Source organism: Nostoc sp. 'Peltigera membranacea cyanobiont' 232 (assembly GCF_002245985.1).
GTDB lineage: Bacteria > Cyanobacteriota > Cyanobacteriia > Cyanobacteriales > Nostocaceae > Nostoc.
The window spans coordinates 23980-37982 of sequence record NZ_NOLK01000002.1 but is presented as its reverse complement, the minus strand read 5'-3'; the positions used below and the strand labels follow the sequence as shown (position 1 = coordinate 37982).

13 protein-coding genes are annotated in these 14003 nt (G+C 43.1%); 6 read left to right on the top strand and 7 right to left on the bottom strand.

Annotated features, from left to right (window positions below; all coding sequences use genetic code 11):
• Positions 1-28: 28 nt before the first annotated feature.
• From CDG79_RS01150 to CDG79_RS01135, 4 genes are all read right to left on the bottom strand, one after another.
• Positions 29-493, bottom strand: coding sequence for a tellurite resistance TerB family protein (locus CDG79_RS01150; RefSeq protein WP_094339789.1), 465 nt, complete (start codon positions 491-493; stop codon positions 29-31).
• 181 nt (positions 494-674) lie between these two features.
• The gene (gene ilvB / locus CDG79_RS01145) at positions 675-2588 is read right to left on the bottom strand and encodes a biosynthetic-type acetolactate synthase large subunit (protein WP_094339787.1); all 1914 of its coding nucleotides are present in this window, start codon (positions 2586-2588) and stop codon (positions 675-677) included.
• 133 nt (positions 2589-2721) lie between these two features.
• Positions 2722-3999, bottom strand: coding sequence for an MFS transporter (locus CDG79_RS01140; protein WP_094339785.1), 1278 nt, complete (start codon positions 3997-3999; stop codon positions 2722-2724).
• A 182-nt stretch (positions 4000-4181) separates the two neighbouring features.
• Complete coding sequence (locus CDG79_RS01135) at positions 4182-4802, bottom strand: hypothetical protein (protein ID WP_094339940.1); 621 nt, start codon at positions 4800-4802, stop codon at positions 4182-4184.
• Here CDG79_RS01135 and CDG79_RS45340 point away from each other — a divergent pair.
• The 4 genes from CDG79_RS45340 (at position 4777) to CDG79_RS01120 (ending at position 7116) form a co-directional block, all read left to right on the top strand.
• A complete protein-coding gene (locus CDG79_RS45340) occupies positions 4777-4965 on the top strand; it encodes a WD40 repeat domain-containing protein (RefSeq protein ID WP_442946157.1) in 189 nt (62 codons plus the stop codon). The two genes, CDG79_RS01135 and CDG79_RS45340, sit on opposite strands and share 26 nt — an antisense overlap.
• A gap of 123 nt (positions 4966-5088) precedes the next feature.
• Positions 5089-5313, top strand: a complete 225-nt coding sequence (locus CDG79_RS01130; protein WP_094339783.1) for a type II toxin-antitoxin system HicB family antitoxin — start codon at positions 5089-5091, stop codon at positions 5311-5313.
• 11 nt (positions 5314-5324) lie between these two features.
• On the top strand, positions 5325-5537 hold the full coding sequence (locus CDG79_RS01125) for a type II toxin-antitoxin system HicA family toxin (RefSeq protein WP_094339781.1): 213 nt from the start codon (positions 5325-5327) through the stop codon (positions 5535-5537).
• 460 nt (positions 5538-5997) lie between these two features.
• A complete protein-coding gene (locus tag CDG79_RS01120; RefSeq protein WP_094339778.1) occupies positions 5998-7116 on the top strand; it encodes a ferrochelatase in 1119 nt (372 codons plus the stop codon).
• 38 nt (positions 7117-7154) lie between these two features.
• Here CDG79_RS01120 and CDG79_RS01115 read toward each other — a convergent pair whose 3' ends face one another.
• Positions 7155-7700, bottom strand: coding sequence for an NADPH-dependent FMN reductase (locus CDG79_RS01115; protein WP_094339775.1), 546 nt, complete (start codon positions 7698-7700; stop codon positions 7155-7157).
• 412 nt (positions 7701-8112) lie between these two features.
• On the opposite strand from CDG79_RS01115, the gene ftsH reads away from it, so the two are divergent.
• Positions 8113-10017 carry an ATP-dependent zinc metalloprotease FtsH gene (gene ftsH / locus CDG79_RS01110; RefSeq protein WP_094339773.1) on the top strand — a complete coding sequence of 635 codons (1905 nt, stop codon included), beginning with the start codon at positions 8113-8115 and terminating at the stop codon, positions 10015-10017.
• Between the two features lie 423 nt (positions 10018-10440).
• Positions 10441-11355 (top strand): DUF928 domain-containing protein, encoded by a 915-nt coding sequence (locus CDG79_RS01105; RefSeq protein WP_223277967.1) that lies wholly within the window; start codon positions 10441-10443, stop codon positions 11353-11355.
• A gap of 108 nt (positions 11356-11463) precedes the next feature.
• Here the strand turns inward: CDG79_RS01105 and CDG79_RS01100 are convergent, their stop codons facing one another.
• Positions 11464-12732, bottom strand: coding sequence for a DNA cytosine methyltransferase (locus CDG79_RS01100; protein ID WP_223277966.1), 1269 nt, complete (start codon positions 12730-12732; stop codon positions 11464-11466).
• Between the two features lie 89 nt (positions 12733-12821).
• Positions 12822-13997 carry a lipid-A-disaccharide synthase gene (gene lpxB / locus CDG79_RS01095; protein WP_094339769.1) on the bottom strand — a complete coding sequence of 392 codons (1176 nt, stop codon included), beginning with the start codon at positions 13995-13997 and terminating at the stop codon, positions 12822-12824.
• Between the last annotated feature and the right edge of the window lie 6 nt (positions 13998-14003).

Sequence of the window (14003 nt, the reverse complement as noted above, 5' to 3'; positions counted from 1 at the left end):
TTTAACGTCAGTTCGACCAGAGAAAATCTTATTCCTCTTCGTCTTCCTCTTCTTCTTCCCCGAACACTCCGTCTATAAGTTCTTGTGCCCGCTCGTCTGAAATCTTTAAGGCTTCCTGAAGCTCAGAGATATAATCTTGCTCACTTTCAGGTACTTCTTCGTCAATCCCCACCACTAAGATAGCTGCGATGTATGCAGCTTCCCGATAACCTCTATTGGGCAAGGATTCGATGGACTGGGCGATTAAATCTTCTGAATCTTCTTCTTCAATCAAGTTGACGACTTTTTCGGTCAATTCTTCAAAGTCTTCGTCAGAGTAATCTTCAAATAAGCCAACCTGACTGAGAAATTCACTTAAAGCATATTCTTCTGTTGAAGAAATACCTTCACCGTCAGCAGCGGCGGAAAACAGTCCAATAATTGCGATCGCAACTTCTGGTTCCAGAGCAACTGAACTAACACTACGTCCTTTGGGCAATTTGCGTTGAGACATAATTATCCTGTAAAAGTTACGTGATATTTCAGGAAGTAATACCTTGCGGTTTCTGATGCTTCCTAAAATTTAGGATTCCCAAAAGAATGCAGAAAAATACATTGATATGAATATTTGTTCATGAAAAATACGCAGAGAGATATCCCTCTGCGTATAAAAACAGTTTAATTCTCAAAAAGTGTTACAGCTTTGTCCCACACTCAGCACAGAAGTTGTGGGTAGGAGCATTTTTGGCGTTGCAGTTGCTACAATACACTGGCTCTGCTGCTGCTTTCGGCACTTGCTTCTGTAAGCCAACCATTTGAGCGTTGCTCTTGCCAGGGACTACCATTGGATAGCAGTTTTCGTCTCTGGTGACGTGGACATTTAAGATAACTGGCCCTTTGTGTGCCAGCATTTCGGCGATCGCATCTTTTAATTCACTGCGATCGCTAATTATCATACCCTTAATGCCGTAAGCTTTTGCCAATAACTCTACGTCTGGCATCCCTACTTCCATATTTGAGCATGAATAACGCTCACCATAGAAGGCTTGTTGCCACTGGCGCACCATCCCTTGCCAGCCGTTATTGATAATTATTGTCTTGACATTTATTCCATACTGTGCAAGGGTTCCTAATTCCTGCAAACACATTTGGAAACTGGCATCGCCACTGATACAAATCACTTCTTCATCAGGAAACGCTACTTTAGCACCCATTGCCGCAGGTAAGCCAAAACCCATTGTCCCCAGACCAGCGCTAGAAATCCAGCGCCTTGGGCCGTTCTTGAGGAATTGGGCTGCCCACATTTGATGTTGTCCGACATCTGTGGTGTAGAAAGCGTGGGGTGCTTGGCTACTGACTTCTACAATTACTTCTTGGGGCGAAATGCTGTCGGGATGGTGCGGCACTATTAGAGGATATTCTTCGCGCCAACGATTTACTAAATTTAACCACTCTTGGTTTTGATTAGGTGTGGCTTTAACGCCTGTTTCTTTGCAGCGACGCAACAAGTCTACTAATACGTTCCGCACATCGCCGACGATGGGCACTTCAGGAACGCGGTTTTTGCCGACTTCTGCCGGATCGATGTCTATATGAATTACTTTAGCGCGGGAGGCGAATTCGTCTAACTTGCCTGTAACGCGATCGTCAAATCTCGCGCCGACGCAAATTAACAAGTCACAATCACTAACGGCGAAGTTAGCGTAAGCAGTGCCGTGCATCCCCAACATTCCCAAAGCTAAGGGATGATGTTCGTCAAATGCACCGATCCCCATTAAGGTTGTAGTGACAGGGATGTTGAATAATTCCGCAAGTTCTTTGACTTCTTCATGGGCACCAGATGCGATCGCGCCACCACCGACATACAATAGCGGACGGCGACTTTCAGCAATCAACTGAATCGCGGCATTAATTTGCCGGGGATTTCCCTTCACCGTGGGACGATAACCGCGTAATTTGACTGAACCTGGTTTTACAGGTACATAGTCAAATTCTTCTAAAGCTACATCCTTGGGGACATCAATCAAAACTGGCCCCGGTCGCCCAGTACTAGCGATGTGGAACGCTTCGGCGACAATTCGCGCCATATCTTTGGGGTCACGCACTACATAGGAGTGCTTGACGATGGGTAGTGTAATCCCGTAAATATCGGTTTCCTGAAAGGCATCTGTCCCAATGGACGGACGCGCTACCTGCCCTGTAACCACAATCATCGGGATTGAATCCATGTAGGCGGTGGCGATTCCTGTCACCAAGTTAGTTGCTCCTGGGCCAGAAGTACCAAAGCATACTCCTACCTTCCCAGTAGCACGGGCGTAACCGTCTGCGGCGTGGGCTGCGCCTTGTTCGTGTCTCACGAGAATGTGCTTCATAGCACCAGTTGCTTCCACCTTATACAGGTCGTCGTAAATTGGGAGAATTGCCCCACCAGGATAACCAAAAATGTAATCAACGCCGTGGCGATGAAGGCTGTCAAGCAGGGCAAAACCGCCAGATGCACGTTTGGGCAGGACTGGCGGGTTATAAGGACGACACTGTTTGTGATTCTCAGTTTGTGGGAGACTAATTTGGGAGAGTGATTCTCCTGCGGAGACACTTTGTGAACGCACGGTCAAACCTCAGACTATAGCTAAAGTTAATGCTGAATTTCTGTAGTTAAGATTTCATTTTAATTGAAAACTTCAATCAAAATCTGATTAATTTTTATATTAAATATAAATCTAGATTATTAGCCTACATTAGTTAAAGTACGTCTTGCAAGACATTGCGGGTATTTCTCCAAGTCCAAACACCGACAACTGCAACCACGAGACTCATTGCGATCAGGACAATTCGCAAGCCAAACTCTTGATTTAACCAGCCTGTAATCGCCAGTGGTGCAGAAAGGGCGATGTTAACGGCATGATTTTGAAAGCCAAAGACCTTACCATGCATAATTGGTGGAGTCTGCTGTTGAATTAGAGTTTGCATTGGTACACCAATTAGGGAACCACTCACACCCAATAAAATACATAATCCGATTGCTACTCCTTGACTATTGGTAAAGGGAACCAAAGCTAAAATCATCGCCATACCTAAAAAGCCGATCAAAGGTAAAGGTTTGTGATGTGTTTTATCGCCCAAATGACCCAAAATGCCCGCACCAATGACTATACCGATTCCAACTGCGGCAATAAAGCGTCCAGATTGTTTGCCCTGTAAACCAAACTTTTCTGCTAAGGGAAGCGCAAGTACCATTAAAGCTGCAAAGACACAGTATAAAACTGTAGTTTGCAGCATCGCATTTAATACCAAACGGTTTTTCTTCAGGTAGCGTAAGCCTTCTTTAAAGTCAGCCCAAAGATCGATGCGATCGCCTTGAGCTTCACTCGCTGATTTTTTTTCCCGAAAGTGAATCGGTAGCATAATTACAGCCGATAACAGGTATAACAACGCCACTACTAACTCTGGACCATACTCTTTAGCTATACCAGTTTCAGCCAAACTCAGCAGCGGATCTCCTAACAAAAAACCGACTATTAAAGCACCCATCATTGTGCTAGTAAACAGCGCATTGGCTGCGATTAAACCCTCTCGCCGCACCAGTAAAGGAATTGCAGCTTGTTCGGCTGGGGCAAAAAATTGGGTAATGGTGGAAACCCCAAAGGTAATGAGAAAAAGTATATGGAAATTCCTTGGTAAAAAGGCAAGTCCGATGACTAATAATCCGCGTAAGATATCAGAGCCTACCATAATTAGCTTTTTTGGTATGCGATCGACAAATACACCTCCTGCCGAACCAAATAAAACTGCTGGGATGGTAAACGCTACCATCAAAATGGGGTACATCGATTCTTTCGCTACTCCCAAAGGAGGAAGGTAGATACTGTTTTTGTCTACTACCAGATCGACCAACATTAAAAAAAAGACTTTATCTGCTAACTGGGAGACTATTTGCCCAATCCACAGAAGCATAAAACCACGGTTTTTTAGCAGTGCGCCAAACCCGTTATTAACAGCAGCCGGTTCAGTTGGAAACATTCGATACTTTATTTGGGTAGATGGGGCATTGGGCATTGGGCATTGGGCATTGGGCATTGGGCATTGGGCATTGGGTATGGGACATTGGGCATAGTTTTTCTTGACTGTCCCCTGTACGCTATCACCTGTAACCTTTTCCCTTCACCACTCCTAACTCCTAACTCATAATTCTATTGTCCGGACTAATTTGCTTCATAGCGCTTTAACAGCATAAGCAAAAACTCAGCTGCTGTCAGATAACCTTTGGGTGGATAAATTTCAATTAATGAATCTACCCACCAGCCTTGTACAGTTTGGAGGGTAGATGCAGAGCGGCTTTTTGTCAGACATTTCCACATAGATAAATGATCGACTGCTGGTTGAGCATAAAAGTTATTCTGCCCACTACCCAGCAAACTAGAACTCCAATGAGTAAAATAATCATGACTCATGCGATGAATCGGAAAATTACCCTGTAGTGGTACTCCCCATCCATCTATAGCAATAAATGCTTTGACAGAACCACCCAAGAGTTGCCACAAATGTGCTGCCCCGATCGCTCCAACTACGCCAGCACTAAAGCTAATAAATATAATTGGCGATTGTAGAGAGTTGATCGAGCGATACCTGCGGTGAGCTACGCTAACGCGCAAGAACTGCAAAATGTGCAAAGCTGATAAAACTAAAACATCTTTACCGGGATAAATCAGTATATTTGCGGAGTTGTAGGCGATCGCGCCATCAGCAACCATATCTAATAATCCGACTTTAAAGCTTTCTGTTAATTCTGGCTGATGAATTCCAGGGCAAATAATTATACTCATCTTTAACATCAAACTTTGGGATATAAAAACTGGCAGCGAGATTTGTATCCTTCAACAAACCTTAAATCATATTACCTCGCTTAATTTCAGTGGTAATGGAGAAGTTTTAATGAGTAGTTATAGGGATGGCACGATCGCAGTATGGCAGCAAAAGAGGGTTTAGCCTGAGAGTAGAGTAGTGCGATCGCATTTCCGCTATATGGTTTGTGAAGAGCGATCGCATGGATAAGTTATCATGTGTCGAGTATTAATATTTTTATGAATACAAAAGAATGGAGTCGATATAATGCAAAGTTCAATATCTACTCACTTGACTATTGAAGTTGAACAAGAAGAAGACGGTCGTTGGATTGCAGAAATCTCAGAAATACCGGGTGTTTTAGTGTATGCTTCGACTCAACAACAAGCAATATCCAATGTGCAAGCTTTAGCTTTGCGAGTGATTGCTGACAAACTGGAACATGGAGAAATTCGCTTAGGGTTAACCACTCTCACCTTTGTTGCAGCATAAAGGATAGTAATATGAGTCAGTGGTCATCAACAAAAGCCAGAAAAGTGTTAGCTGCACTAGAGAAAATTGGATGGTGCGTTAAACGACAAACAGGATCGCATAAAATTTTAGAGCGAGAAGGTTGGGATGATTACGTATTTGCATTTCGGGATAGTGATGAAATTGGCTCGAAAATGCTTGCTCGTATCGCTAAAAAAACAGGATTAAAACCAGATGATTTATGAAAAAGAGTAATAACTATACTCGCAAAAATCAGTTTTAGGATAAAGCAGGATCATTATCCGTTCGCAAAAAACTGTACCAAATTAATTTCACTGAAAACGCAGCTTTTCGGCAGCTTAACCGCTTTCGCTATTCTAGCGATATGGCAGAAGATAATGTATTGATTCAATTTTGCATACTCAATACCCCACGTAAGTTTTGTATGTGAGGACTTACGCAAAATACCTCTCAAACTCTTATTTCTCCTTGTCCTCTGTGTCTCTGTGGTATGCCTCCGGCACGCTACGCGAAAGATTTTCCGCTATCTGTGTGTAAGTCTTGTATGTCTTTTGATGTATTATCTTGATTTTCCCACCTATCCTATCCCCCTGGATGGGATAATAAGTTACAAGTAGGGAAAATGTGCAAACTATTCCCTAACTTTATATTTCTCTGCACTCTGGTTATATTGAGGAACTAATTGTGGTTGCCACGCCGGAAAAAGTACAACACACCCACGAGCATCTATCAGGTAAAGACCGTGTAGCCGTACTGCTTATGGGCTACGGCGAAGTCGAAAGCTACGAAGATTTCGCCAACTATAACGAACAGGCTTTAAATCTACTGACAGCAAAATTCGCACCAGTACCAACCTGGATTTATCCGCCACTGGCAAAGCTTTTGGCGCTATTTGACCGCCACGAGTGGGGACACACACACCACGATTTTATCTCCCCACACAATGCCATCTTTGAACAGCAACGGGCTGGGATTGAGAAGCATTTACAAGAAAAATGGGGTGAGAATGTTCAAGTTTTCAAAGCTTTTAACTTTTGCGCCCCTTTCTTACCCAATCAAGTTTTAGCAGAAATTAAAAACCAAGGCTTTGAGAAGCTGCTAATCTATCCGTTGCTGGTTGTTGATTCTATCTTTACCAGTGGGATTGCGATCGAGCAAGTTAACAATGCCCTCGTTGAGTTAACTGATGGTGAGGAACACTGGATTAAAGCACAGCGTTACATTCCTTCTTTCTTCAACGAACCAGCTTACATCGATTTGATGGCTCATCTAGTTGAGGAAAAAATTGCTGAGTTAGGCGCAGCTTATCTACCTTCTCAAATCGGTATTGTGTTAATGAATCATGGCTGTCCCCATAAAGCTAAAGGCTTTACTTCTGGGATTGCCGAAAGTGAAGCAATGTACGATTTGGTTCGAGATAAGTTGATAAATCGTTATCCGTTAATCTCGGTAGGTTGGCTCAATCATGACACCCCCTTAATTGATTGGACACAGCCAAATGCAGAGCAAGCGGCAAATAACCTGATTCAACTAGGTGCAAAAGTGGTGATATTTATGCCAATTGGCTTTGCCACAGAAAACCACGAAACTTTATTGGATGTACACCATATCATCCATGCTTTAGAGAAACAGCATCCTGGTACGAACTACGTGCAAATGGCTTGCGTTAACGATCGCCCAGAATTTTTAGCGATGGTGGCGCAATGGGCTGATACTCATATTGCAGAGTTGTTGTCAGAGCAAGCTTTGGCAGTTAATCCCCAACTCGCTGGCGATCGCCATCACCATCACCACCATCATTAAGTTTAGTAAGGTGGGCAAAGCTTTGCCCACCCTACTAACTAATTCACACTCCGCAGCTTGCGAGTGTTATCAACTAAACTCTGAGCAAATTGATCGAATCTTTGGGAGAGTTTCTCATCTACTAGCTTGCCTTCAGGACTGAATGCACCCCAAGCTTGTCCGATGGCAATCTGCTCTGGAATCACCCAACCATGAACCCATCGGACAATTAACCGTAGTTCATTTAAAGCGTTACTATTGGACTGACCGCCCAATACGCTGATTAGTCCTGTAACTTTATCAGACAGTTGCTCAAAGCTCATCAAATCTAGAGCATTTTTCAGGACACCACTAACCCCACCGTGATACTCAGGTGTTGCTAAAATTAATCCATCGGCGTGACTGACTGTATCTTGCAACCGCTTAACGTCTGGGTACTCTGGATACTCCTTTGCGCCAGTGCAAAACGGTAACTGCAACTGTCTTAAATCAAGAATTTCTACCTCTGCACCAATGGCTTCTACCCTTTGCACTGCTACTTGTAAAGCAAGCTGCGTATAGGAGTTTGGTCTTAAACTACCACCAATGCCAATAATTCTTACCATAATTAACCTACAAACTATTAACTAGCCACTATCATCAGATTTCTTAAAAGGCGGAATCGTTATGACTATGTTTATCTTAGCGATTTGTATCGGAATGTGTCAAATTGATATCAAGGGGACTGGGGACTGAGGACTGGGTAATGAGCAAATGAGCAAAGGAAAGAACTATCCATTTGTCCTCTAACCTTGTGTTTCTATTTTCAAATCCCCAATCCCCAGTCCCCAGTCCCTTATCCATTTGTCCTCTAACCTTGTGTTTCTATTTTCAAATCCCCAATCCCCAGTCCCCAGTCCCTTATCTGGAAGTTAGACTAGATAAGAAAAGTGTAATTTCCAGTTATTACAATTTTTGGTAGAAGAATAGGCATAAAACCATAGCTCAATTTGTGCCAGCAGACAAAGGGTAATTATTATGACAAATTTGGGAAAAAAAGCATTGGTAAAAAGGCAGTCATCAAAGCGCGTTGCTTGGGTTGGTGCAATCGCAGCTAGCTTGATTATGTTACCAGGAATTTTCGGGAGTACCCCCGTCTTGGCACAAAAAGCAGATAGTACCTCTACCCCTAGTACCTCTCTAAACTATGGTGATTTGCTCAAGAAAGCGAAGGCGGGAGAAGTTCAAAAAGTAGAGCTTGACGAAACCGAACAGGTAGCTAGGGTTTATCTCAAAGGGCAAAAGGAGAATACGCCACCGCAACAGGTGAGACTTCTGGCACAAAACACAGAGTTAATTAACATACTCAAAGATAAGAATGTTGAGTTTGGCGAGGTTTCCTCTGCTAACAGTCGAGCTGCTGTTGGGCTGTTGATTAATCTCATGTGGATTTTGCCACTAGTGGCTTTAATGCTATTGTTCCTCCGACGCTCTACTAATGCTTCTAGCCAAGCGATGAATTTCGGCAAATCCAAAGCTCGCTTTCAAATGGAGGCGAAAACCGGAGTGAAATTTGAAGATGTAGCCGGGGTTGAAGAAGCGAAAGAAGACCTTGAAGAAGTTGTTACTTTCTTGAAACAGCCAGAAAGATTTACGGCTGTAGGCGCACGGATTCCCAAAGGAGTACTGTTAATTGGCCCTCCTGGTACTGGTAAAACTTTACTAGCAAAAGCGATCGCAGGTGAAGCAGGTGTCCCATTCTTCAGTATTTCCGGTTCGGAATTTGTGGAAATGTTCGTTGGTGTGGGTGCATCTCGCGTCCGTGACCTCTTCAAGAAAGCCAAAGATAATGCTCCATGTCTAATATTTATCGATGAAATTGACGCAGTAGGTAGACAACGGGGCGCTGGTATCGGTGGCGGTAACGACGAGCGCGAACAAACTCTCAACCAGCTGCTCACCGAAATGGACGGTTTTGAAGGTAACACAGGTATCATTATTATTGCCGCTACTAACCGCCCAGATGTACTAGATGCAGCGCTACTCAGACCAGGACGCTTTGACAGACAAGTGATGGTAGATGCACCGGATCTCAAAGGGCGACTGGAAATTTTGAAAGTTCATGCGCGGAATAAGAAAATTGACCCTAGCGTATCATTAGAAGCGATCGCTCGTCGCACTCCTGGTTTTACCGGCGCAGACTTAGCCAACTTACTCAATGAAGCTGCCATTCTGACTGCGAGGAGACGGAAAGAAGCTGTCACCCTTTTAGAAATTGATGCGGCTGTGGATAGAGTCGTTGCAGGTATGGAAGGTACTGCATTGGTAGACAGCAAGAGCAAGCGCTTGATTGCCTATCATGAAGTTGGACATGCTTTAGTGGGCACATTACTCAAAGACCATGACCCTGTGCAGAAAGTTACACTCATTCCACGCGGACAAGCATTGGGATTAACGTGGTTTACTCCTAACGAAGAACAAGGGTTGATTTCCCGTTCCCAACTCAAATCCAGAATTACTGCTACCCTGGGTGGTCGTGCCGCCGAGGAAATTGTTTTTGGTAAGCCAGAAGTTACCACAGGTGCAAGTAACGACTTACAACAGGTGACAGGGATGGCGCGGCAGATGGTGACACGCTTTGGCATGTCAGAATTAGGCCCATTGTCCCTAGAAAATCAGAGTGGAGAGGTATTTTTAGGACGCGACTGGATGAATAAATCAGACTATTCTGAAGAAATTGCCGCCAAAATTGACTCACAGGTACGCGGAATTGTCAACAATTCCTACATCAGAGCAAAAGAACTGTTGGAAGAAAACCGCATAGTTTTGGAGCGTTTAGTAGATTTGTTAATAGAAGAGGAAACAATTGAAGGCGATTCATTCCGCCAAATTGTTGTTGATAACGCCCAAGTAGCTGATACAAAATTAGCTGTACCTCATTAGACATTTGATGAAAAATAATGTAGAGACGCAGCACTGCTACGTCTCTACAAGGGCTAATAATTCCTCTTTAAACCGCAGAGGCACAGAGAAAAGCAAAGATTTTAGAGATTACCTTCAAAGGGCTAGTCCTAAGCTGATGTGCATCTAAATTGTATAGTACGAAAACGTAAAATTATTGTAGTGCGGGCAACATGAGCGCATCGCATATACAAATTAAATACGCAACAGCTTAAAATAAGTCGGAATCTTCGTTTGACACTCCCAGCGATAAATCGACGGGGCTTTAAACCCAATTTTTCGGTAAAAAGTCAGAAGGCTACCTCAGCATTTCTACAAACTGGTACATAAAGTCTTGCCAACTGTCAAGCTTAAGTATTGTATTATATATACCCAAGCAATGTACTACAAGTGGAAATAGACATCATGAAACATAGATTTTGGGCAAGCTATCTGCTTGCGGCTTTAGCATTTCTCCCCTTTGAGCCTGTGATTACTAATCAGGTTTTGGCAACAGAGTCGGTTTATGAACTCGCACAAGCAAAATCTGCTTATACACAATATATGCAGCTTGGTTATAACGAAACTAGACGGAGAAACTATCGAAAAGCTTTATTGAATTTTCAGCAAGCAGAGCGGCTACGTCCTGGAGATAGGTATGCTACTGCTGCAATTAGAAATGTTACAAGTTACATTCAACGTGGTAAAAATCGTATTGCCTTCGTTCCCGGTAGACCTGGTAGGGTAAGGTCAGCAGGAACACGAGGAAGTTGCTTTCAAACTGGACAAAATATCATTCCCCTGACACCAACAGATAAGGAAGCTCAACGAACCACAGCAGAGCGTCCCACATTATTTTTCTATATTCCTCAAACTTCTACAACAGTGCAAGCATTAGAATTTGTTGTGCGGGATGATGATAGCTCCGACCCATTGTATAAGGGAACTTTCAAACCTGTTGGCCAAAATGGTATTGTTAGTGTAAATATACCTGCGAATCAGCCATCCTTACAAATCGGTAAAGAGTATAATTGGACTTTTTCAATGATTTGTGATACCGGCAACCGCGATAAAGACTCTTATGTAGAAGGTACAATAGTGCGATCGCAAGATGAAAACCTATCTGTTGAGCTAAACCAACCAAATACAGACTTGGATCGTGCAGTTCTATTTGCAACGGCTGGATTTTGGGAAGATGCTTTAAGAACTTTAGCTAATTTACGCCGCCAACGTCCTAACGATCCCGAAGTTCAGAAATATTGGGAAGATTTGTTGAATTCAGTAGAAATTAAAGAAGTTGTAAACAAGCCTTTATTGCCCTGTTGTACTATTCAGAAATAAATTAAAAATTATTTAATAACCAGGTTTTGATAGAGAAGGCAGGGTTTTTTAAGCTTCATAGGATTTACGTAAAATTACATGCACTCAGAGGCAATTTATAAATTGCCTCTACTCGATCGACTTGTTATACTGCTGATAATATTGTGCCGCTTGCGATATATTAAACTGTAGTAGCTTTTCCTCTCCCAACTTGTATCGCAAACTCGGCTTAAAAGGCGAAACATTCAAACTGCGAATAATTTCTGTCGCCACAGCCTTTGCTAGTAGCGGTGGTACAGAGTTACCAACTTGACGAAATCCGTGCCATTTGGTTACATGAAATCTAAACCAATCGGGGTAAGAATGTAATCTCGCCGCTTCCCTAACTGTGATACAACGAGGCGTAAATGGATGAATTGGTCTAGGAGATGTGAAAGAACCCCTATACCTATCTGTCCCGGCTCTTAAAGTATTGCAGACACCAGCAGGATGCAGCTTATAAAAACGACTAGTTTTTTCTCTCTCGCCTTGTTGAGTCTCCTGAAAACGTTTAATGGTTTCCACAGAATGTTTTGTTCTTAAACTGGAAGAAAGTATTCGTAGATCGTATTCACGTTTATAAGAATAATCATCGTTTAAGCATTTCAGACCACGAAGTACACGAGCATAGTTACTAGGCTTTTCATATTCTCCTAGAACCCAGTCTCTTGTTATTAACTCAGGATACTTTTCTATTTCAGGTAAATCTTTAATTGCATCCCATACTGTAGGACTCAATGGGATACTAGATATTTTTTTAGAAGTTAAATTATTGGGTAATGCTTGTTTAGTAATCGGTTGAGGATATTTCGGTAACTCTACATCTTCCCTTGCACCTATGAGGAATAATCTCTCACGTGACTGTGGTACTCCATAATTTGCAGCGTTGAGAATTTGGTAGTTTTGTTGTACTTTATATCCGTAAATTTCAAACTCCTTAATTAAAGATTGGAGGATTTGTTTATGTTCGCCAACTGTGATTCCCCGGACATTTTCCATCACAAAAAATTTCGGTTTTAGCTCCAAAACCAGCCGATGAAAGTGAAAGACCAAAGAGTTTCGTGGATCGTCAATAACCCGTTTACCAATTAGAGAAAATCCTTGACATGGTGAGCCACAAATGACCACATCAATTTCACGATCGCCAATTTTAGACCGACTCCTAATTTCTTCTCCGGTTGTATCCACAACGCTTTTACATAATATTGAGCAATATGGGAAGTTAAATTCATGTGTTGCACAGTGGATGGGGTCAATTTCCACAGACGCTAACACGTCAAAACCAGCTTGTTCAAAGCCAAGAGTCATACCGCCTGCGCCAGCGAACAAATCAACTGCGATCGCTCTTTTTTTTCTCATCTCATAAGCCATGACACCTCTAAAGGGATTGGGGATTGGGGATTGGGTATCGCGTATTAAATATACAAAATTTTCCCAGTCCCTAGTCCCTAGTCCCCAGTCCCCAGTCCCGGTAGCATTTGCAAAATTTCTTGAGCAGCGCGATCGCACACGCCAACTTCTCCCAAACTCCGCCGCATTTCTTCATAATCAGCTAAAGTTTGCTGTCTGCGACTGGGATTGAGTAGCAGTTCCATTGCGGCTTGGATAATATTCTCTGCTGTAGCTTGTTCTTGTAAAAATTCTGGCACAATTGGCTTCATCACTACTAAATTAGGTGGCGATGCAAAGGCTATAGAACCTTTGAGTATTTTACGAGCTATCCAAGCAGTCAGGGGACTTAGGCGATAAACTACAACTTGCGGCACATTTAACAGGGCCAGTTCTAGGTTGACGGTACCAGATTTACTAATGGCTAAATCAGCCGCAGCAAAAACTTCCTTTTGTTGACCTAATAAAACTGTCGCCCGCAAACCGTAACGCTCAATAGCCTCTTCAATTGGCTGTCTATAGACTTCCAAAGATAAGGGAATCCAGAAATGAACTTCTGGTAATTTAGCTTGAAGAGTTTGGGCAGCTTCAAAAATAATTGGTAAAAGATATTTTAGTTCTTGGTGGCGAGAAGCGGGGAGAAGTGCGATCGCAATTTCTTCTGGCGCAATCCCTAGTGTTGCACGCGCTGCTTGGCGACTGGGAGCGTCTTGCATTCTGTCAATCAAAGGATGCCCTACCCAAGTAACTTTTGCCCCTTTCTCACGAAAGTAAAGGGCTTCTTGTGGGAAAATTGCCAACAGCTTATCTGTAAAGCCAACAATCCGGTTAGTTCTACGCAAACTTAATGACCAAGCCCACTCTTGAGGAGCAATGTAATACACCACAGGCACATCTGGCAGATGCCGTTTCATATAAGTCCCAATTTCCAGATTGGGAGTCATATAATCGATCAACACCACCAAGTCAGGTGGATTTTGCTTTAGGGAAGCGATCGCCCGTCGTTGCACCTGGAGAGTAGGTAAAATATAAGGCAGCCCTTCTTGAATACCCACTGAGCCAATACTACTGGTATTGCCCAGCAGAATTGCCCCAACCTCCACCATTTTTTCGCCACCCAGCGCCACAATCTCTAATTCCAACCCAATCGCCACAGCTTGACGCTTCAGCGCTGTAATTAGCAGCGACCCTTGTAAATCGCCAGATACTTCGCCAGTGCTGATAAAAATCCGCATTTGATA